The following is a 20,333-nucleotide window of genomic DNA, read 5'->3' as shown; positions in this document are numbered from 1 at the left end:
CAGTTGGCAACCCGGCTGTCTTGACTGACAAGACCCGCGGCTTTCCGCCCCCGCCTCGCAACGGGTTTAGCAATATTTAAATAAAATGGTAAAAATTATAAAAATAACTTTTAACTACCTTAATAAGCATAAAATGCTGAATAAATACTAATTTAAAACCATTGCATAATAACTGTACAAAAGTAGTATCAAGGCAATATAAAATATTACATATTTATTACATGAAATAGATTTGTAATAAATATGTAATATTATTAGGCGAAACCTATAATCTAAAATAATCGTATTGCCCGCAAAAGCGGCTGCCCAGGGAAATCCACAACCTGGATTCGCTGCACGGTCTGCGGCTCCCGCATACGCGAGAATGACGAGTTTTTAGAGACCCTCTAGGGAGCCACTGATAGTGCCTTTTCCCTCAGCAGGCTGTCGTAAACACGCCTTGCCCGGAAGGCGATACCGTTAATTCTTAAGGGTCCGCGTAGGGTGGATAAGCCTTGCGCATCCACCACGATTGCCGGATGCGCTTCGCTTATCCAGCCTACGATTCATTAACGCTGTTTTGACTGAATAATTAAGACAGGAGCGAATAACCCAAAGACACCAATTAATTCGCTCCCGTCTTCCGCAACCATTCAGCCGCCGCGCCCTAAAATTGCGTAGCAATCCTAAAGTCCACCCTATTCTCGCCGCGCCGGACAGTGCCTTGGTCGAGCAGCGGAATGCCAAAATCAAACTCGCCTTGCACATGTTTAAACATATCGAAACGTAAACCCACGCCGGTACTGGCCAGCGCCATTTCGTTAGCATTACCCGGCAAGGCATCGACAATCCAGCCTTTCCCGGCATCGACAAACACCAGCGCCCGCATTTTGTCGAACTCGTCCCATTCGTCCGGCACCAGCCGGGGGCTATACCATTCCAGCGAGGCGGTCACCCCGTCATCAGACAGCGCATTGGTTTCCAAATAACCGCGCACAGTTTGATAGCCGCCCATTGAAAACTGCTCGTTACTGATTAACGGCGAATCGGTGATCTGTCCGGACATGCGCGCCGCCACTTCCATACCCCATGGCAAATCATGCCGGTAGTCCATACCGCCGCTCAGATAGATAAAATTGGATCGGGCTAAAAAGCGCTTGTCGGCAAACTGCTGCTCATCGCTGCCCAAGCCGCGTATCGCAAAATTAACACCCACATTGAAAGACAGCAAAGACTCGGCATCGCGGTAATTGCCGCTGTACTGGGCCATGAACGGCAGATAACTGATAGGGGTTTTTAAGGTATCCGAACCTAATAAATTCAAATCTTCCTTAAAGTCTTTGTAATCAACGCCTAGCGTCGCAGTGTGGGTGTAATTATTTAGGGTCTTCAGCGGCGACACAAAACGCGCGCCGTAAATATCACCGCTACCAATCACCGATAAGGCGCCGGCACTGGCAATTTGCGAGGTAGAAGACGAACTGACCGCGTATAAAGCCAAGCGCTTATCGTCGTCAATGATAGGCATGACATAACTGCCCACCAATACCTCCACTTCGTCCGGATTTTCCGGCGAGGTTTGATACATAAACGAAGCACTGTGAAATTTTTGCCAGAGATTGTCGTAACGCAGCGATACCAAGGTCCGTAAGCGGCTGGTGTTTTGCGTATTGTGGGAATTCACTTCCACCTTGCCGTGCAAAGGCAGTTCGTCTTTCACCTTTAGATCCACTTCCAGCGTGCCCGGCGTTTCACCGGCGCGCAGCACCGGCACCACGGTTCTATCCTGGCTCTCGCCGGCCAACGTGGTCAATTGCTCCTGCATTTTTTGTAGATTGGGAACATTACCCTCTGCCAGCTCAGGTACTTTGGCTTTAATGGCCCCCAACGAGAAATAACGGGAATCGGTAACCCGCAAGCGCGACACCTTGCCTTCCGTCACCTGTAAATACACCACGCCGCCCACCACGTTTTGCTCGGGAATATCCACAGAGACAGTTTGATAACCTTTGCTGCGATACAGCTCTTCCAGTGCGCTACGCGCTTCTTCCACGGTATCGATGGTTTTTTTCGGACCTAAAAACCGGTAAACCGTGCGTTCAACCAGTTTCCGGTCCAATAAGGTGCTGCCCTTCATCCGCAGCTCCAGTAAATCGAATTGATTGCCGGTTTCTTCCGCCTGGCCAAGCGCGCTGGCCGTCAGCAACACAGCCGCGAGACCGAACCGGACCGAGCCTAAAAACAAATGTTGTTTCATTTCACCCATCGCAAAAAAAGACAGCCTCCGCAAGCGAAGGCTGTTTGTATTCAATGCGCATCCTTGCGCGAACCTCCAGCTATTACACTAAAGGTTTGTTACATGCTGATTACATCGGCTTGTTGGTGTTGGTAGATGCTTTGATAACCGGCACTTGGCAGTTGCTCAAAGAACCTGCAGCAGCATGCGAGTAAGGCATAACAGGCGCATTGACGTTCAAGGTGTCGGTGAAGTTGTTGCCGTTACCGATAGCCAGATAACCTGATTGACCGAATGGGTGAACAAAACCAATGTTCAACTCGGTAGCCAGAATGGTTGGTGAAGCCGCATCGGCAGCGATTTTAGCGATGACGGTAGATTTATCCGCGCTGATACCTTTACGCCATTGGAAGGTTTGCTCAACCCAATCCATATACTTGCCTCTGAAGGCTTGTTCCAGAGTCGGTGCTACACCGTCCACTTTAATAAAGCGGTAATGCTTGGCATGCGTAGCATTGTTTTCCAAGCTTTGTTGACCGATGGCCCAGCCTCTGTTACCGGCAGTATTAACCGCGGTGTTGAATACGTCAGGGTTAGTCGTGGTGATTTGTTTAGCCACCGCTTCGCCGTCGGCAAAGTCTTCCAGACACAATTCCATATCGCCGGAACCACTAATTTCGTGCTTCACAGGACCGGCCAAAGAAGAACCTACCCAGTCAGGATTCAAACCGGCCGTGCTGCAAGGGTTGTTTAGGAATTTAACGTACTGTTGCGCGCCGGTACCGGAACCGTCGATACGTTTGCAAAAATGCACTTTAGTATCGTTAGGGGTTACGTTTCTGACAGTGCCGTCGGAATCGGTGTAAGTCAAACCGGCAGTCAAGCTGGTTAAGGCCGTGCCGTTTACTTTAAACTCGGACCATCTTTTGATTTGACCGGAGATCAACTCAGCCACTTGTTGTTTGCTCAAGCTAGGCATACAAGCTTCGGTGTAATCGCCCGGTGCGCAGCTGCCGCCAAAACCGGCCAACAGGTTTTGCGCTCTTTGTAAAGCCACATACAAGTTATCGGAAACCGGCACGCCAAATACCAAGGCCGCCGCAGGCACCACGTTCAGAGCCGCGTCGGCAGCCACTGGATCAACCGCAGAAGCGTTTGAAGGTTTGTTTGGGCCAACAAACAATTTTGGCTCAACATCGGAAATACCGGCATCGGACAGCACGTTGGTCAGGTTAGCGCCGCTGGCGTTGCAAAACCAAGTGTTGGTCGCGCCTTGTTGCGTGCAGTTACCGTTGTCGATACGCATCGCCGCAATCGCCACGCCGTCGATCAGCGGGTTAACGCCTTGCGCAGAACCGCCGGCAGAACGTTTGTGGAACAGGACTTTAGCCGTGGTTGCCGCAGAACCGTTGACGGTCAGGCCGGGTACGTTAGTAGAGTTCAGTGTGCAGAAATAAGCACTATGGTTTTTACCTTCGGAACCCGCTGTACCGTTATCTTTAAATACATCCAAAGTACCGGCGTCGCACAAGTTCACAAACAAGGCAGCCAGGGCTTTGTCTTGCGCGCTAGCGCCGGACATGAAGATTTCGATATCCGGCGTAACGCTTGGCGCATGCGCGGATGCGCCTTGCGAAAAACCTGCCAGAGAAGCCACTGCGATAGCAGCAGACAATAATTGCTTTTTCATTGTATATCTCTCAATGGATTAAATTTAAAGTGTGAGCCGACCCGTTCATGAAGGGGGAACCAGCAAAACAGAATCCGGCCGGCTCAAGCCGCTTACGGAATTAAACCGCCAGCGATTTACGACGAGTGGCGCGCAGTACACCCATCAGACCGGCGCCGAACATCCAAACCGCAGCAGGTAGTGGCACAGCAGCAGGCGCAGCGGTATAGGTCAAAGAACCGACGTTGCCGTTGATTGCGAAATTCCATACGCCTGGGAAAGTGACTAATTCGCCGGTGTCGAAGTCATCGGCATTGGCTCTTTCGCGAACAAAAGACAATGCTGTGCCTAACTGACCTTGCGCGGTAAATGGCAAGGCAGTTTGGAAATCGTTACCGTAAACAGCTGTGTATCCTTGCTGGCCGACAGTTTTGAAGGTACTCAAGTTGTTGCTGTTAGCATCTTGAGTTTGGATATAGCTGACCAAATCATTCCATTTACCCATCGTGTTGCTAATGTCTGGAGCGTTCGCGTCGATGCTGGATGGTGAAGGCACTACAGAAGTGGTGTAAAAACCAAATTTAGCTAAGTCGGTCAATTCATTCAATACACCATGACCACCAGAAACACCCCAGGCAACGTTGTTGCCGGCAGTGTAAGCAGCAGCGAACGATTGGAAGTTGTTGTCGCTCAGTGTGAATGACAATGGTTGGCTAGGATTAGCCAAAAATTGTTCAACAGTGATGCCCAAATCCAGCGTGTAAGAGTTTTGTGCTGTGTAGTTAACCAGGTTAAACAAAAACTCACTACCGTCTGCTGTTGCATCGCCGATAGCTTGGATACGCGCTTCCGCGGCGCCTGAAGCGGCCGCTGCCAATACTGCAACTGCCAACAATTTTTTAGACAATTTCATTTTTAAAACCTCATGTTTAAATTTCGATTAATGACATAAGGTGACAGCCCAGCCGTCTTGACCTGCAAGACCCGTGACTTTCCGTCCCCGCTTCACAACGAGTTTGGCTTTTACACGCTTTAGATTGCACTCGACACCATCTAACATCCTGACAGCGCCGCTTTGTTGCCCCCGCTACCATGTTCCGCCTAGCCTCCTCCCTATCCTCTTCCTTCGCCGCTCCTTGTTCGTGCCGTCCATGTTCCCTAGTTGCTCCCGAATCTTTGCTGAACGGCCGTTCCTCAACCCCTCAACTTGGCGCGAATTATTCCAGAGCAATAGCGGCGTTTCGGTTACAGCATTGTTAAATTAACGTGACATGTAATACATCTGTATTACAAAGCCGGCCGCTAACACGAAAATTCAGCGGATGACCGGGCGGGAGGGAGTGATGAAATCTAAGATTCTATTTGCGGGGGTCGCATCAGTGCGATTCAGTTAAGGAAGAAACCCCTTTTCCTCCGGGAGAAGCTGGGAATGCGGGAATCAAATAAACTATTTTCGGTGTAGCCTAGGTATTAGTGGCCGCTAGCTCTCGACGGCAAGGGCCTTGCTGACTATTGAGCAAGTTAGTTAAACCCAAAAAGTCCGTCATGCCGCCGGGATAAGGGCGTCCGGTGCCATGGATGGCAAGCTTCGAACTCTGCGTGCGCTGAACACGGCATTCCCCGACAAGCAAACGCCTTGCGACCGCTTCACCAATCGATTGGGAACACTGGGCTCCCGCCTGCGCGGGAGCGACGGACGTTAAAGGCCAGGCTAATATGAAGGCGGGCTAAACAACGCCCAACAAGACTTTGGCGTTAACGATACCGTCCGCATCGGCCGGTTTTTCCACATCGATTTGCAGCACTTGCAAGCGGTGTTTGGTTTCCAAAATTGTCAACCATGACATCAGTCGGTCGAAGGCCAGATTTTCCAGCCAGACGCTGACTTTGTCCTCGCCTTCCGGTGACAGATGTTTGATCGCCGGTTTTATATCCAGCTGTTGGCTGCTGAAATCGACTAACGCCAGCGGCGATTGATTACCGCCATCCACTGCCGGCGTATCAACCGCGGCTTGTTGCCGCAAAGCCGCCGCTTCGTTGCCGACTTGTTGTAAATAGCTATAGATTTGCCTTTGCGCCTGGATTTTTAGCGTCAGCAAGCGGCTTTGTTCAGCAATTGGTTGGTAAAACAGCAGGTATGCGCCATACACCAGTACGACCAATAAACCGCCCAGCCCCAGCACTCGCTCTCTGGGTGATAGTTCAGCAAAACGCTGGGTTAAGTCATTTTTCGCGAATCTCAAGTTGCGCCTCCACGCCGTTTGCGCCGCTGTCGGCCGATTGAATTTTGACCTGCATGCTGCTTTGCAACTGCTGTTTAAATTGCTCCAGCTGGCCGATGTCTTCGGCAACCACATGCAACTGCAAACCTCCGTTCAGAAAATTGAGTTTTTTCAAATGCACAGCCGGCGTGTCTTTTAATACCAAGCCTGACCGGTAAAACAAGCGCATGAAACCGCTACCGATGACATCGTGTTGTTTTCTGAGCTGCGCCAATTGTTGCTCGGCTTGGGCTTTGACATTGACGATGCGCTTAACCTCGGGAAAGGTCTGTTTGAACAAGGCTTGGGTTTTAGCTTCCCACTCGCTCAGCTCGGCTTGCTGTTGCCAGTAGGTGTGCAATAAGGCGTAGCTCTGCACCGCCAAGGCCACCGCCAAAATAATGGCCGCTGGCAGCCACTGTTGCCAGCGGCCTACTTGCCGGCTGCTGGCGGCATAGGCACCGCTCAACAAATTCAGCTCAGCCGGCAATAATTCGACGGCACTCGCCATGAATGGCAAAAGCTTTGCTATGACTGTTTCCAAACCTTCAATTGCCAAACCATCCGGCAGCTTGATGTCTTCGCTGGCTTTGCATAGCAGCAAAGTCTGGCAATCGACACCTTCGGCACAGGCTTTTTCCAACAGTTGCGGCAGAAATTGCGCATCCACGCCGCCGCCCAAATAGGCAGCGCTGCGCAAAATAGCGTTGCTGTCGTCGAGCAACAAAGTCGTTTGTCCAAGCTGATACGGCAGGCATAAGGTTTCCGGATACGCAGCTGCCAGCTCTAAACCGGCTTCGCGAAACGGAGTAAGCAGCGCCGCTAATGTGTCGTGCGTAATCGCCGCTACGGCGAGTTTATCCCGGTCCTGCTTTAACCAAACCAGATGATAATTTTCCACGTCCTCGGCCAACAGGTCTTCCAAGGCAAACGGCAAGGCTTTTTTCAGTTGCGCGGTGGTTTTAACCGCCAGCTCGATTTGTAATAACAACACCGAGGCAGCCGGCAATAACAGCAGCACAGACTTACCCTGCGCAGCCGCTGCCAACTCGGCCATCGTGCCTGATGTCGGCCGACTATCAGGCCCGGCAAGACTCAACCATTCCAGTTTATCGGCAGATTCGGCGCCGAATCTGACCAGCAGTTTTTCAGCCATGCGCCAAACCCTGGCGCTGCCGCTTCAAGACTTGCGCGCCGCCACTATCGCGTTGCAATTGCGACTGAAACTGCAAATGGGTTTTGCCCATATCAATTTGCCCTTGTAATAAAAAGTTTTGCGAACTGACACCCAAACCATATTTACCGATGCCGGCGTCGGCAACCGTTTCATCCTTTAAAAATTCGGCGACTTTGGCGAAAGGCTTGCCTCTGGCTCTGAAGATGGATGCCGCCTGATCGGCGCTGATGTCGTCCGCCAAGCAGCGCAACACGGTAGCGCTGGCGGTATTAACATTCAGCGGCGCGTAGCCTTCCACCACATACACATACGGCAATAATTTCGAATAAATCTCGCGCGTCATGCCTTGTACCAGCAATAACTCGCTGACATCTGCAAATTGCCGGTTCGCGGCGCGGTAGCCGGGCTTAGATCGGGTATAGGTGTCGTCTTCCGCACCGTGAGGATAGCCAGCGTCCATATCTGCATCGATCCAATCCGTAATGGCCTGCACCAGCTCGGTTTTCAGCTTTAGCTGCGCCAGCAAGCGTTCCAGCCGTTTTACATCCGGCACTGACACTTTTCCCTCAACCAACAAGTTGTTCAGATTGATCCGGCCTTGCAAATCCTCAATGCCGGCTTGCATCGTGCCGCCAGTCACCACGGTCGTTGCCAGCGGTTTGGACCAGGTATCATCCACACCATCGACATCACCCGACAGCCGGCCAATCGCCCAGCTTTCCAAGCCATACGCATATTCCCAGGCTTGCATGCTGCGCAGTTGATTTTCGGTGCGGTGAATATCCAGCTGCCGCGCGCTGGACATGGACACGACCGCTACCGTGGCGATGGCCAGTATCAGCATCACCGTGATCAACGCGATCCCTCGTTGATTCTGATCTAGCAACTTCATTCCCGCACCAGAAACAGCCGGCGCATGTCGCCCAGGCCGGCCAAGTTAAAATTCGCTTCCACCGCTTTGGGCAATCCGCTGCCTTCCGCCGGCCAATGCGTCATCCAGTCGCTGCCGTAAAAGCGCAATTCAAACGCGCTTACATTCAGCAATTTTTTACGGCGAAACTGCGTCTGCTGGGTACGGTCCAACACGATCCAGACCTGCCTGTACAAACTGCCGTTTTCCAGGCGATAACTGACACGCTGCAAATCACTTCGTATCGACAACTCGGACCATTCCGGCACGCTGCGCGTCAAAGTTAGCAACTCCTCGCCGTTGCCACCGGAAAAAGCCGGCTGTTCACTACCCAATTCGTCCCGAATCGAGCGCGGCAAAGCCTGGGCTAAATCTTCGTTCAGTAGATACAAGGTTTGCTGCAACGCGGCGATGCTGTCCGAGCGCTGTTCGGTACCGGCTCTGGCGTCCAACACCGCACGCAAACCGGCGTAAGCCATGGCCGCCATGATGGCAAACACGGCCATCGCGATCAGGATTTCCAACAAGGTGAAGCCGCGACTGGCGCTATTGTGCATGGCCGGCCGGAACATAACTAAGCAGGCCGGCGTAAGGCGACTTGTCGCCTTCCATGAACACCTCAATCCGGTAATCCCAGACCGTGCCGCCTAGACTCGGCGTCACGCCGCGTTTGGCTTGCCAATACCAGCGTCGCCCGGCCATTGTTTCCCAGCCGTCCTGGTTCTCCGGCTTTTCAGTATCCAGACGTAATTGCACCGCATGATTAGCGGCTATCGTCGCGGCTATCATTTTGTTTTCCAGATACCAAAGATTCTTGGTGTTATCGGCGGTAATCTTGATCAGGCCGGCCATCAGGATGGCTAACAGGGCCAAGGCAATCAGCACCTCCAACAGCGTAAAACCGCCGTCGCCGGGGTATTTCATGGCTTGAGAGCGGCGCTGGAAATGGCCAAGCCCTCGTCCGCCGTATTGCTCAGCCAAAACCGGAACTCGCTTTTGGCTAAATCCAAAGCAATTTGAAACACCGCAGAGGCCCCGTCCGGGGTAAACACAATCTGCGGTTCCGGATGTACTTTGCCGCCGAACCGTTGATTCAGATACACTGGCTTTTCGTCCAGGCTTAAAGCCAATCGCATACCGGCTGGCAAATCCCGCTGCCTGAATAGCGCATCGCCCGTCTCAGCCTGCCACTTGCCTTGTGCCGGCGACAGAAAACGATAACCCTGACCAACCAACTCCAAGCCGATACTTTCGCCGCGTATCATCGCTTCCTGTTCGGCCAGCGCCAGCAGCTTTTGCAGGCGCTGAATTTCCAATTGTTGCTGCTTGCTGAGATCGGCATTGCCCATCGCCAGCATCGCCATGCTGCTCATCACGCCGATCAGGACCATCGCAATTAACAGTTCTATCAGCGTAAAGCCACGCGCGCTCAAGCTGGGGTATGGGCTTATTTTTGCGCCCAATTGGTGATGTCCGCACCGGCTTCGCTGCCGCCTTCCACACCGTCGGCGCCAAAGGAATACAAATCAAACTCGCCGTGCGCGCCGGGCTGCATATAAAAATACGCTTTACCCCAGGCATCGACCGGCAGTTGATCCAGATAACCGCCCTGCTTCCAATGCGCGCTGGCCGGTAGATTGGCGGGTTTATGCACCAAAGCTTCCAGGCCTTGGTCGGTGGTGGGGTAGCTGAAGTTATCCAGTCTGTACAAGTCCAGCGCGGCGCTGATGGCCCTGATGTCTTGCAAGGTGCGCGTGGCCCTAGCCTCGTCCGGTCTGCCCATGATTTTCGGGACGACGATGGACGCCAAGATGCCCAAAATCACCACCACGATCATCACTTCGATCAGGGTAAAGCCTTGCTGTTTTTTATGTCTCATAGCGGTTTAAAGTCTTATTGGTTTAAGCACGCCCCGGTATGCGGGACAACAGAGAGAAGATTAGAAAGCCAACGTGACAGGCGTATGACAAAACACCTATCTGATCAGCTGGTTCATTTCAAATATCGGTAACAGAATCGCCAGTACGATGGTCAAAACCACCAGGCCCATGAACAAAATCAAGGCCGGTTCGAATAAACCCATGGTCAATTCGGTCAGCGCCTGAATATCACGCTCCTGATCGTCGGCGGCGCTTTCCAGCATGCGCGGCAATTGGCCGCTGGCCTCGCCGCTGGCCACCAAATGTATCGTCACGGGCGGGAAGAAACCGCTGGCCTCCAGCGCCTTGTTCAAGCTCTGGCCTTCCCGCACGCGAATCGCGGTATGCGCCACCGCCTGCCGCATCGCCTCGTTCGCCAACACCTGGCTGGAGATTTTTAAGGCTTCCAGCAGCTCGACGCCGCTATTGGTCAAAATCGCCAGTGTGCGGGTAAAGCGGGCGGTGTTTAAGCCTTTGGAAAAACGGGCGGTAATTGGCATGGTCAGCAGCCAACGGTGAAACAGCATGCGCGGCCGCTCCCGGCGCAGAATCAGCTTGGCGGCTACCGATAAAGCCACGCCAATAGCCAGCAGCAGCAAGCCATTGCGCTGCAAAAAATCGCTGCAACTAATTAAGGCCTGGGTAATAGCCGGCAGCTCGTGTCCCATTTTGTCGAACACGCCGGTAATTTCCGGCACCACATACGCCAACAGACCGATGACCACTAATATGGACACGGACGACAGCAACACCGGATAAATCATCGCCATCTGTAATTTGCGATGCAGCTGGCCTTTGTCGCTGAGATAGTCGGCGAGTTTTTCCAAGACCTGATCCAGCTTGCCCGAGGATTCGCCGGCTTCGATAGTGGCGCGGTACAAGGGCGGAAAGGTACTGGGAAACGCCTGACAGGCCACGGCCAGGCTTTGGCCCTCTAGAATCCGGCTTCTGATCGCCAGCAAAATCCGTCTGGCTCTGGCCGATTCCAATTGCCGGGCGATAATGCCCAGCGCTTCGTCTATCGCCAAACCGGACTTTAATAAAGCGGCCAATTGCCGGGTAATATGCGCCAGCGCGCGCATGCCGATGTTTTGCGCCAATAAGGGCGACTGGCCGCTGCGTTCTTTTTTATGAACTTCCTGAATGTCCAGCAGGGTTAAATCATTGGCTTTCAATTGTTGGCGCGCGGTTTTGATGGTGTCGCTCTCAATCGTGCCTTTAACCGACTTGCCCTTGCCGTTCAGCGCTTGATATTCGAAGACCGCCATGCCCAGTTAGTCCTTTAAGGTGATACGGATGGCTTCGTCGATACTGGTGTCGCCGTTCAGGACTTTTTCCAGCGCGCTTTGTTGAATGCTGCGCGAAGTCAGTCGGGCATGCCGTTCCAGTTCCTGGTCGCCGGCGCCGTCATGGATTAACTGCTGCATCGCGCTATCCAGCATGATCATTTCAAAGATCCCGGCCCGGCCCTTGTAACCGTGGTTATGACATTGCGGACAGCCTTGGGCTTGATACACCGTCACCCATTGCTCGGCGTCGCCGCTATAGCCCAGCTTGGCTAAATCCCGAGCCGGCACCTGCTCCGGCGTTTTGCAATGTGGACACAGTTTGCGCAACAAGCGCTGGGCGATGACGCCGACCAAACTGGATGCCAGCAAAAACGGCTCTATGCCCATGTCCCGCAGCCGGGTAATGGCACCCACGGCGGTGTTGGTATGCAAAGTCGATAGCACCAAATGGCCGGTCAAGCTGGCCTGCACCGCAATCTCGGCGGTTTCCCGGTCACGAATCTCGCCGACCATCACAATGTCCGGGTCCTGGCGCAGAATAGCCCGCAAGCCTTTGGCAAAGGTCATATCCACCTTGGCATTAACCTGGGTCTGGCCAACGCCGTCCAGATAGTATTCGATGGGGTCTTCGACGGTGAGAATATTACGGCTGCGTTGATTCAATTGATTAACCACCGCGTACAAGCTGGTGGTCTTGCCGGAACCGGTCGGCCCAGTCACTAAAATAATGCCATGCGGCCGGGCTATCATCTGCTGAATGCTGTCCAGTTCGTAATCCGACATGCCGACTTGCTTCAGGCTCAGTTGGTTGGCCTGCTTATCCAGCAAACGCAACACCACCCGCTCGCCGTGGCCGGAAGGCAAAGTCGATACCCGCACATCCACGGTACGGCCGCCGATATTCAAGGAGATGCGGCCATCCTGCGGCAAGCGCTTCTCGGCGATGTCCAGCTTGGCCATCACTTTCAGGCGGGAAATCACCATCGGTGCAAATTCGCGTTGCGGTTCGATAATCTCCCGTAAAGTACCATCCACCCGAAACCGCACCACCATACGCTTTTCGTAGGATTCGATATGAATATCCGAGGCGTTTTCCTTGATGGCCTCGGTGAGCAGTGCATTAATCAAGCGAATGATGGGCGCTTCGTCTTCGCTTTCCAGCAAGTCTTCCGGCTTGGGCAGATGCTGGGCCATCTCCGACAAATCCAGATTGTCCTGCATATCGGCCACCATCTGCTGAGCATGGCCGGTTTTGTGTTCGTAAACTGCTTGCAACAGTCGTTCGAATTCCTCCGCGCCGACTGATTCAAAACTCGCCGGCCGATCCACAAAGCGGCGGATTTCCAACAACGCCGTTACCGTGGCTTTGGGCTGGTAAACGATACGCGCCTGCTGCGCCGAATATTCGGCAACGAGCACGCCGTGACGTTTGGCAAAACCGTAAGACGGCAGCCTGTTATCGGTCGGGGCTGGCGCTGTTGGTTCAGCGGCTGCCATTGCGACTGGCCTCCCCGTTATCTTGCGCAGCCGCATTGTCGTCCGCTAAGTTATCCAGCAGAGGCTGTTTCTGCTCCGGCATCAACAGCACGCCGTCCTCGTTAAACTCTTGCTGCTTGTCGCGAATGTAGTTGTATTTGTCGTGGGTCAAACCGCTGGATTTACCCGCGTCCCGGATGATTTGCGGGCGCAAAAACACCATCAGATTCTTTTTGGTGATGGTCGTGGAATTGGTTTGGAACAAATAGCCCAGGTAAGGAATATCGCCCAACAGCGGCACCTTATCCACGGTTTCGGTGATGTCGTCTTCGATCAAGCCGCCCAATACCAATACCTTACCGTCATCAACCAATACGCTGGTTTCGATCTTGCGTTTATTGGTTTGTAAGTCGGCCCCGGTCGTGCCTTGCACGACGCTGGAAACCTCTTGCGCGACTTTCAATTTAACCGCGTTACCTTCGTTGATCTGCGGCAAGACTTTGAGTTTGATACCGATGTCTTCGCGCTGGATAGTCTGAAACGGGGTGCTCAGGCTGCCTCCGACCGACGGCGTGTATTGGCCTGTGGTTAATGGGATGTTGCGGCCGACTATCATGCTGGCTTCTTCATTATCCATCGTCACCAACGATGGTGTGGATAACACATTGACATCGGTATCGCTGGCAAAGGCGGTCAGCAAGGCTTTTAGTTCGCTGCCGGCCAAGTAACCGATGCTTAGGCCCTTGCCGGCGGAGGTAATGAATTGCGAAAGATTCAAAGAGTTGCCTTCGCCTTTTCTGCTGGCTGCAAACACGCTGCCATCGTCCTTGGTTTGCCATTCGACGCCGATATTTTGCGATTTGTCGTAGCTGACTTCAGCGATGATCGCTTCGATATGCACTTGCGCGCGGCGCACATCCAGCTGCCGGACCACCGATTTCAAGGTCAACATTAAATCGTGCGGCGCTGTGATAATCAGCGCATTGGCGGCTTCGTCCGCGCGAATATCAAAGTCCTTGGCGGTGGTGGCTTTGGTTTTGGCTTGATCGGCTTTTTCGTCTTTTAAAGATCCCACCCCGGTCAGCGTTTCCACCAATTCCTTGGCTACCGCGTAACGCATATAAATTACTTCGGTATTGCCGGCTTTTTCCATCGGCGTATCCAGATTGGCGATCAAGGCCCGCATCTGCAAGCGCATCTCCGGGTCGCCGCCCAGAATAATGGAATTGGAGCGTTCGTCGGCCACCATGGGCGGCGGGACAGCCGTGGTTTTTCCGGCATTATTGCTGGTAATCAGCGTATTCAGCGGCAGTATCAAATCGGCGGCGTTGGCATGGCGCAGATTGATAATTTCAATGTTTTGTAAATCGCTTTTATCGATTTGCTTGATCATCGCCGCCAAGCGCTTAACATTCGCGGCGGTATCGGACAGGATGACGGTGTTACTTTCCGGCACCGCACCGATAAAGGCGTATTGCGGCATCAAGGGTAACAAGGTTTGCACCAGTTGCGCCGCATCGACGTGATGCACCTGCAACACCCGGGTCAGTTGCTCGTCGCCGTTTTGCGGATTACCGCGCAACTCGCTTTCCTCGCCGTCCTGCTTGGCGGTGACGTTGGGAATAATCTTAACCACATTGCCGTTCGGAATCGCCGAGTAGCCGTGCACCTTTAGTATGGACAGGAATACATCGTAGACTTGCGCGGACTTCATGGGCGTGGAAGTCACCACCGATATATTGCCGGTAATGCGCGGGTCGATAATAAAGTTTTTACCGGTGACATCGGCAACCGTTTCGATCAGCGCGCGAATATCGACATCTTTCAGATTCAGCGAGAATTCGTCTTTTTCCGCCAGTACCATCGGGCAGAATATGGCCAGCAGCAAGCCGATCAACAAGCGTGTTTTCATTTGCAGTTTACAAGGGAGGGATTATTCGGCGGCGGTTGGCGCGTGGACGCTATCTTTTTTTAATAACAGGGATTCCCGGCGTTCGCCACGCTTCAGCAACACCCGGTCGGCTTCGACAGAATGCAACACCGCGCCGCCGGGCAGTTCATCGCCCAGCCTATATTTCTTTTGCTGGCCGTCGTCGGTTTGGATGATGCCGCTGGCATTTTCCGGATTCTTGGATAAAAACAGGATACCCAGCAGTTTGAGTTGCGATTGCGTCTCCGCAACGGCGCCATCACCAGACACGCTATTCGGGCTTTGCCCGAACAAATGCCAAGTGCCGATTTCCGACAAATCCATGGGCGGATTTTGCGTGACCATTTCGGGTGAGATGGGCGCTGCGGACTCTGCCGGCATCTGGTCGACATCGGCCAACGCATCGGGCAGATTGGCATACAACACCGCAAGCAAATAAACCGTAGCCAGCGCTGTGGCAAGCCATGGCAAAGAAGCGCCGCCGCCCAATCCACACGCCGCTGATTTCCAAGCGAAAGCAAATCTTGAATATCCCGCAAATTTCATCATGGATGAATTATGCTGGGAAAACATGACTGTTTTATGACAAAGCCGACCCGGCCAATAGCGCCCCATCCGCGCCGGCGGTTGACTTGCCGACGGCCCCAAAGCGCTGATAAAGTCGGCCGGAAAACCGAACCCAACCATATCAACTAAGCACATGAATGGATTATCAACCCTGGCACAGGCCTTTGGCGGCGAGGCGAGCCGCATCGAGGGAATCGACAAATTAGCCGGCGATTTAAATCGCTGGTATTTGCAACAGCCGGCGGATCGCAACTTTCTGCATCCCTGCTTAATCGGCGGCAAACCGGCCTTGGTGTGCCAAGCCGGCCTGAGCCGCGACGCAGCCTCAGCTTATGCCGAATTGGCAGCCATCGCCCGGCGCTACGACATCTATCTTAAAGAAGACAGCCGGCAGCGCGACGATAGCGCTATCTTGCATAACCGCCGCCGCGAAGTCAGTCTGGTGTTGAGTTTTTGCATAGGCATGCTGGGCTCTTCGCGCATCGTAAGCGCCAACGATTTGCAGCCGGTCAATGCCGTGCAGGCCGTCGCCAGCCAACTAGCCGAACCGGTCAACAGCATGCAGGCCAAGCTATCGGTAGATCCAGACGGCGCCGCGACGGTACGCTTGCGTCTGCGTAAACCGCCCAACGCAGCGGAAGTGATGGCGGCCTACAGTCAAAAGCAGGCCACGCTGAACAGCGATGCGCTGGCGAAAACGGAAATTGCCAATTTTCTAAGCACCATCTACCAGGCCGAGTCCGCCGATCCCTCTAGTATCCGCGCGGATCTGGCGGTGATGGCCGACTACTTTTCACACTACCCGCAAGCAGTGAATTTGCTTAACGAACTGCGTGGTCAAAAACTCGTACTCAAATACCGGCAAAATACCTGGCAAACCCAGGCTTTTGGCAACGAATTTGGTGTGGATAGCGTGACGATTTATTTCGATACCCGCTTGGGTGCGCAATTGCTGAACGATCCTGGCTGCGACAGCACACCCGCCTGCAGCATCTCACCCGCCGACGCCTTACTGCATGAGTTGCTGCATGCCAAGTTAATGTTACTGGACAGCCAACATTTTATCGACGGCGGCGGCATGGCCCAGACTTTGTACCCTTTCGAGCACGAACGCGAAGTGATTCATCACGAAAACCGGCTTTACCAAGACATGAATCAATTGGACGGCCGCGCCCGGCCTTTAAGGCATAGACATAGCGGCGAGTTATTGCAAGTCTCTTGCCCGGCCTGCAACCCAATAAAGCAAGTTGCGTCAGGCGACCCAAGTCTGTAAAACTAACGAAATTTCGTGATAGACATAACAAAAACTACTCAACACAGGAGACACACCATGACGCCCATATCCAGCCGCAATGTTGCCGAAAAATGGCGGTTTGCCCGACTCGGCGGTTTCGATCAGGTTGAATTGCAGCGCGGTAGCGATTTGATTGGACTGCCTGAACTGGATCAGAAATTATGGGCGGCGCTGAGTTGCCCGACCCACGGCTTGTTCTTCGACAACCAAACATTGGCGCTACTGGATACGGATAACGACGGCCGCATCAGAGCGAACGAGGTCATCGAAGCGGTGCGTTGGGTGAGTAAAGTGCTGAAAAACCCGGCCGATTTGATCCAACAAAACACCACACTGCCGCTGGCGGCGATTAACGATCAAGATGAAGAAGGTCAACAGCTACTGGCTTCCGCCGTCGAGATCTTAAAAAATCTGGGCAAGGCGGATGCGACCGAAATCACCGCCGATGATCTGGCCGATATGACCAAGATTTTCGCCAACACCCAATTTAACGGCGACGGCATTATTCCGGTTAAAGCCGCCGGCGATGAGGCCGGCCAGCAAGCCATCACCGACATCATCGCCTGCTTGGGCGAAATTCAGGACCGCAGCGGCGAGCCGGGCATTAATCTGGAAAAAATCGAACAGTTTTTTAAAGACGCCGGCGCATACTTCGATTGGTGGCAACAGAGCGACGCCGAAGCCGTGCGGATTCGCAATCAAATCGCCGACACCGAAGCGGCGGCGGGCTTGCTAGCGCAAGTAAAACCCAAAATCGACGACTTTTTTACCCGCTGTCAATTGGCGGAATTCGACACCGGCGCGACCGAGTTGTTGAACCCAGCCGACAGCCGCTACGAGCAACTAGCCGGCATCGATTTATCCGCCGGCAGCGAAGAGCTGGCCAAACTGCCGCTGGCCGCTATCGCCGCCGGCGCTAACTTGCCGTTAAATGCCGGCTTGAATCCGGCTTGGCGGGCTGCGATAGACCAGTTAAAAACCCAAGTACTGACACCGCTGCTCGGCACTTTGGATAGCTTGTCCGACGCACAATGGCAAAGCGTGGTCGGCCAATTCGCCGATTACCAGACTTGGTTGCAGAAAAAACCTGCCAATGCCGTCGAAAGCCTGGGGCTGGAGCGCATCAAAACGCTGTTGCAAAGCGATACGCAAGCCAAATTGACCGGCTTGGTAGAACAGGATTTGGCTTTGGAACCGCACGCCAAAGCCATCGATTCTGTCGTGCGCTTGCTGCATTACTACCGCGATCTGTACACCTTATTAAACAACTTCGTATCGTTTCGCGATTTTTACAGCCCGGAACCGCACGCTATTTTCCAAGCCGGTACCTTGTATCTGGACGGCAGAAGCTGCCAATTGTGCGTGAAAGTGGATGACGTGGACAGCCATAGCAAGTTGGCGGAACTGAGCAAAATCTTTCTGGCCTATTGCGTCTGCCGCCGCCAAGGCAGCAACGAAACCCTGACCATCGCCGCGGCCTTTACCGGCGGCGACAGCGACAATCTGCGCGTCGGCCGCAACGGCGTGTTTTACGACCGCAATGGCGTGGACTGGGATGCGACCATCGTCAAAATCATCGAAAACCCGATCAGCATCAAAGAAGCATTCTGGGCGCCTTATAAACGTGTCGCGCGGATGATTAACGAGCAATTGGAAAAAAGCGCGTCGGCCCGCGACAAAGCGGCCCACGAAAATACGTTTAAAGGAATTTCCGAAGCAGGCACCAACGCCGGACAAGGCAAGGAACCGCCGGCCCCATTCGACGTCGGCAAATTCGCCGGGATTTTCGCCGCCATCGGTTTGGCAATCGGCGCCATCGGCACCGCGCTGGCCACCGTGATGAGCAGCTTCATGGGCCTAGTCTGGTGGCAAATGCCGCTGGCCATCATCGGCGTGATGCTGGCGATTTCCGGCCCATCCATGTTTATCGCTTATTTGAAACTACGCCAACGCAATCTGGCACCGGTTCTGGACGCCTGCGGCTGGGCGGTGAATGCCAAAGCCTTTATCAACATCCCCTTCGGACGCTTGTTGACCGGTGTCGCCAAATTACCGAAAGACGCGGAAATGCAAATGGTCGATCCATTCGGCGAAAAGCAAAGCCATTGGAAAAGCTACGTGTTTTTGCTGATCCTGCTGGCCGGCGCGGCCTATGCCTGGCATAAAGGCTATATCGGACCCAAGCAAGAAACGGAACAAGCAGCCCAGGTTGAGGAAAAAGCGGTGCCAGCAAAAGTTGATGCGCCTGCTCCGGCAGCGGCCCCGGCAAAGCCTGCGGAACCGGCTAAGTAAGCCTATCGTTGCATACGACCGGAGCGGCGGCACTTATCGGCTGTTGCTCCGGTCGCGTTTAATCTTAGAAATGTAGGGCGTCAATAGGCGTAGCCGTATTGCGCCGTATGTTGGCCTTAATCATTCGGCGCATTACGCTAACGTCAATGCGCCGTACGCGGTGCGCCTTACGGCCTTATTTTAGACTTTAAAAATTCAAAGACGGATATTACAGCAGGCAATAATGGTTTTTCCGTGCCATTTTCAAGAATAGCGAATACAACGGCAGCCTCAGCAAAAACACCCTCCCCGAAAGGTGCCTGAAACAACCCTGACGACCCAGAAAGCTGCGATGACGACGATACTTCTCGGTCACTTACCCTCAATTTTGCATGTTTAGTCGCGTCAGCGACATCCCATATAAACTGAAAATCCTGACATTCTTTAAGAATCTCTTCACGTTTGGATTTTACCCGGGCATCCATCGTATTCCGATCCGTCGCCAACTGATTTTCCTGTGCAAGATGATCAACGATGTGATTTAGAACTAATGTAGAAAGAAGGCCTAGCCGTAGGTCATACGACGAATTTTTGAATTCCTGAACAGTTGGAACAACCATTAAATTAAAATAATCTTTGGCAGTGGCTGGCATGTTTTTCCGAGTGGCCTAACGTTACGGTAAGAGGGCGCAGCTTCCTGAGAGCTTAAACGAAGCAGCCGAACCTTGATAAAAAACTAAACATCAAAACCGCCAACGGGCGGCGCGTCCCTTTGACCGACTTGTTTTAAGCTCACCTCGAAACCCAATGTATTTCTGACTGCGGCTCTCCAGAGGACTCCCTCCACGTCAGTTTTACTTGATAGGTAAGAGGGCTAGACATGTGCATAGCAGCAAGAAGCTTAATTCGTGAGTTTGGCCTCATTTCAGGGCAAGGCAATTTCTCATCAGTATCGCTTGTAAGAAGTGGATTGTCAGGACAATCGACAAGCTCAAGATTTACATCATACGCACTACCTTTTCCGGTATTTGAAATTATGAAATTGCTAGAGTTTCCAACTTTTGTTATTGCAACATTTAATTGTGGCTTGGTTTTTAAAAATTCTTGTTCTTCAAGTGTCTTAATTTGAAGTCTTGAAAGTTCGGCGGTAATACGTTCAAGCGCTAACTGCTCCGCAGCTAGCTTGCGTGTACGCACTAAAGAAACCGCAGAGATTATGACTGCAATAACTGACACTAAGGATTCCGCCAAAAATAACTTCCTGAAATTAGTTGGTTTGAGGAATAGCCCGATAGTTCCAGCGCGGTAGATGTTCGTCGAAAACGATCCGCATGTTTTCAATGAAATCTGCAGCG

At 53.0% G+C, this 20,333-nt stretch carries 18 protein-coding genes and 2 riboswitches; of the genes, 2 read left to right on the top strand and 16 right to left on the bottom strand.

Annotated elements, in window-relative coordinates:
• Positions 1-2 precede the first annotated feature (2 nt).
• A riboswitch (cyclic di-GMP riboswitch) is annotated at positions 3-81 on the bottom strand.
• 565 nt (positions 82-646) lie between these two features.
• From QLH52_RS19165 to QLH52_RS19100, 14 genes are all read right to left on the bottom strand, one after another.
• Entirely contained in the window at positions 647-2,236 is a 1,590-nt protein-coding gene (locus QLH52_RS19165) for a ShlB/FhaC/HecB family hemolysin secretion/activation protein (protein WP_240617986.1), read from the bottom strand.
• A 109-nt stretch (positions 2,237-2,345) separates the two neighbouring features.
• Entirely contained in the window at positions 2,346-3,905 is a 1,560-nt protein-coding gene (locus QLH52_RS19160; RefSeq protein ID WP_101052120.1) for a hypothetical protein, read from the bottom strand.
• Between the two features lie 100 nt (positions 3,906-4,005).
• Positions 4,006-4,797, bottom strand: a complete 792-nt coding sequence (locus QLH52_RS19155) for a hypothetical protein (protein ID WP_101052119.1) — start codon at positions 4,795-4,797, stop codon at positions 4,006-4,008.
• Positions 4,798-4,836: 39 nt separating this feature from the next.
• Positions 4,837-4,915: riboswitch (cyclic di-GMP riboswitch) on the bottom strand.
• A gap of 696 nt (positions 4,916-5,611) precedes the next feature.
• Positions 5,612-6,127 carry a type II secretion system protein M gene (locus QLH52_RS19150; RefSeq protein ID WP_319962617.1) on the bottom strand — a complete coding sequence of 172 codons (516 nt, stop codon included), beginning with the start codon at positions 6,125-6,127 and terminating at the stop codon, positions 5,612-5,614.
• A complete protein-coding gene (gene gspL, locus QLH52_RS19145; RefSeq protein ID WP_319962616.1) occupies positions 6,108-7,301 on the bottom strand; it encodes a type II secretion system protein GspL in 1,194 nt (397 codons plus the stop codon). The genes QLH52_RS19150 and gspL overlap by 20 nt, the downstream gene beginning before the upstream one ends.
• Complete coding sequence (gene gspK / locus QLH52_RS19140; RefSeq protein ID WP_319962615.1) at positions 7,294-8,214, bottom strand: type II secretion system minor pseudopilin GspK; 921 nt, start codon at positions 8,212-8,214, stop codon at positions 7,294-7,296. Before gspK ends, gspL begins: the two co-directional genes overlap by 8 nt.
• A complete protein-coding gene (gene gspJ, locus QLH52_RS19135; protein ID WP_319962614.1) occupies positions 8,211-8,789 on the bottom strand; it encodes a type II secretion system minor pseudopilin GspJ in 579 nt (192 codons plus the stop codon). Before gspJ ends, gspK begins: the two co-directional genes overlap by 4 nt.
• Positions 8,779-9,156: a type II secretion system minor pseudopilin GspI gene (gspI, locus tag QLH52_RS19130; RefSeq protein WP_319962613.1), complete on the bottom strand. Its 378-nt coding sequence runs from the start codon at positions 9,154-9,156 to the stop codon at positions 8,779-8,781. The genes gspJ and gspI overlap by 11 nt, the downstream gene beginning before the upstream one ends.
• On the bottom strand, positions 9,153-9,695 hold the full coding sequence (gspH, locus tag QLH52_RS19125) for a type II secretion system minor pseudopilin GspH (protein WP_319962612.1): 543 nt from the start codon (positions 9,693-9,695) through the stop codon (positions 9,153-9,155). Before gspH ends, gspI begins: the two co-directional genes overlap by 4 nt.
• Entirely contained in the window at positions 9,680-10,111 is a 432-nt protein-coding gene (gspG, locus tag QLH52_RS19120; RefSeq protein WP_319962611.1) for a type II secretion system major pseudopilin GspG, read from the bottom strand. Before gspG ends, gspH begins: the two co-directional genes overlap by 16 nt.
• Before the next feature lie 96 nt (positions 10,112-10,207).
• On the bottom strand, positions 10,208-11,419 hold the full coding sequence (gene gspF, locus QLH52_RS19115; protein ID WP_319962610.1) for a type II secretion system inner membrane protein GspF: 1,212 nt from the start codon (positions 11,417-11,419) through the stop codon (positions 10,208-10,210).
• Positions 11,420-11,425: 6 nt separating this feature from the next.
• Positions 11,426-12,937, bottom strand: a complete 1,512-nt coding sequence (gene gspE, locus QLH52_RS19110; RefSeq protein WP_101052113.1) for a type II secretion system ATPase GspE — start codon at positions 12,935-12,937, stop codon at positions 11,426-11,428.
• Positions 12,924-14,828, bottom strand: a complete 1,905-nt coding sequence (gene gspD, locus QLH52_RS19105; RefSeq protein ID WP_033159029.1) for a type II secretion system secretin GspD — start codon at positions 14,826-14,828, stop codon at positions 12,924-12,926. The genes gspE and gspD overlap by 14 nt, the downstream gene beginning before the upstream one ends.
• A gap of 21 nt (positions 14,829-14,849) precedes the next feature.
• Positions 14,850-15,395: a type II secretion system protein N gene (locus tag QLH52_RS19100; protein WP_165385939.1), complete on the bottom strand. Its 546-nt coding sequence runs from the start codon at positions 15,393-15,395 to the stop codon at positions 14,850-14,852.
• Between the two features lie 151 nt (positions 15,396-15,546).
• Here QLH52_RS19100 and QLH52_RS19095 point away from each other — a divergent pair, with 151 nt between their 5' ends.
• Both QLH52_RS19095 and QLH52_RS19090 read left to right on the top strand, forming a co-directional pair.
• The gene (locus QLH52_RS19095) at positions 15,547-16,686 is read left to right on the top strand and encodes a hypothetical protein (protein ID WP_319962609.1); all 1,140 of its coding nucleotides are present in this window, start codon (positions 15,547-15,549) and stop codon (positions 16,684-16,686) included.
• Positions 16,687-16,743: 57 nt separating this feature from the next.
• Entirely contained in the window at positions 16,744-18,999 is a 2,256-nt protein-coding gene (locus tag QLH52_RS19090) for a hypothetical protein (RefSeq protein ID WP_319962608.1), read from the top strand.
• Between the two features lie 167 nt (positions 19,000-19,166).
• Here QLH52_RS19090 and QLH52_RS19085 read toward each other — a convergent pair whose 3' ends face one another.
• Both QLH52_RS19085 and QLH52_RS19080 read right to left on the bottom strand, forming a co-directional pair.
• Entirely contained in the window at positions 19,167-19,631 is a 465-nt protein-coding gene (locus QLH52_RS19085; RefSeq protein ID WP_319962607.1) for a hypothetical protein, read from the bottom strand.
• Between the two features lie 139 nt (positions 19,632-19,770).
• The coding region (locus QLH52_RS19080; protein WP_319962606.1) for a hypothetical protein at positions 19,771-20,333 on the bottom strand (563 nt) is incomplete at its 5' end.

It is taken from the genome of Methylomonas defluvii (assembly GCF_033949435.1).
GTDB lineage: Bacteria > Pseudomonadota > Gammaproteobacteria > Methylococcales > Methylomonadaceae > Methylomonas > Methylomonas defluvii.
The sequence above is the reverse complement of the archived record's forward strand: the minus strand, read 5'-3'. Positions and strand labels throughout refer to the sequence as shown.

What these genes read in the sequence shown, in the direction of transcription:
- QLH52_RS19165 (WP_240617986.1), bottom strand. Translation starts at nt 2,236, where the DNA reads ATGAAACAACATTTGTTTTTAGGCTCGGTCCGGTTCGGTCTCGCGGCT.
- QLH52_RS19160 (WP_101052120.1), bottom strand. Translation starts at nt 3,905, where the DNA reads ATGAAAAAGCAATTATTGTCTGCTGCTATCGCAGTGGCTTCTCTGGCA.
- QLH52_RS19155 (WP_101052119.1), bottom strand. Translation starts at nt 4,797, where the DNA reads ATGAAATTGTCTAAAAAATTGTTGGCAGTTGCAGTATTGGCAGCGGCC.
- gspL (WP_319962616.1), bottom strand. Translation starts at nt 7,301, where the DNA reads ATGGCTGAAAAACTGCTGGTCAGATTCGGCGCCGAATCTGCCGATAAA.
- gspK (WP_319962615.1), bottom strand. Translation starts at nt 8,214, where the DNA reads ATGAAGTTGCTAGATCAGAATCAACGAGGGATCGCGTTGATCACGGTG.
- gspJ (WP_319962614.1), bottom strand. Translation starts at nt 8,789, where the DNA reads ATGCACAATAGCGCCAGTCGCGGCTTCACCTTGTTGGAAATCCTGATC.
- gspI (WP_319962613.1), bottom strand. Translation starts at nt 9,156, where the DNA reads ATGAAATACCCCGGCGACGGCGGTTTTACGCTGTTGGAGGTGCTGATT.
- gspG (WP_319962611.1), bottom strand. Translation starts at nt 10,111, where the DNA reads ATGAGACATAAAAAACAGCAAGGCTTTACCCTGATCGAAGTGATGATC.
- gspF (WP_319962610.1), bottom strand. Translation starts at nt 11,419, where the DNA reads ATGGCGGTCTTCGAATATCAAGCGCTGAACGGCAAGGGCAAGTCGGTT.
- gspE (WP_101052113.1), bottom strand. Translation starts at nt 12,937, where the DNA reads ATGGCAGCCGCTGAACCAACAGCGCCAGCCCCGACCGATAACAGGCTG.
- gspD (WP_033159029.1), bottom strand. Translation starts at nt 14,828, where the DNA reads ATGAAAACACGCTTGTTGATCGGCTTGCTGCTGGCCATATTCTGCCCG.
- QLH52_RS19100 (WP_165385939.1), bottom strand. Translation starts at nt 15,395, where the DNA reads ATGATGAAATTTGCGGGATATTCAAGATTTGCTTTCGCTTGGAAATCA.
- QLH52_RS19095 (WP_319962609.1), top strand. Translation starts at nt 15,547, where the DNA reads ATGAATGGATTATCAACCCTGGCACAGGCCTTTGGCGGCGAGGCGAGC.
- QLH52_RS19090 (WP_319962608.1), top strand. Translation starts at nt 16,744, where the DNA reads ATGACGCCCATATCCAGCCGCAATGTTGCCGAAAAATGGCGGTTTGCC.
- QLH52_RS19085 (WP_319962607.1), bottom strand. Translation starts at nt 19,631, where the DNA reads ATGCCAGCCACTGCCAAAGATTATTTTAATTTAATGGTTGTTCCAACT.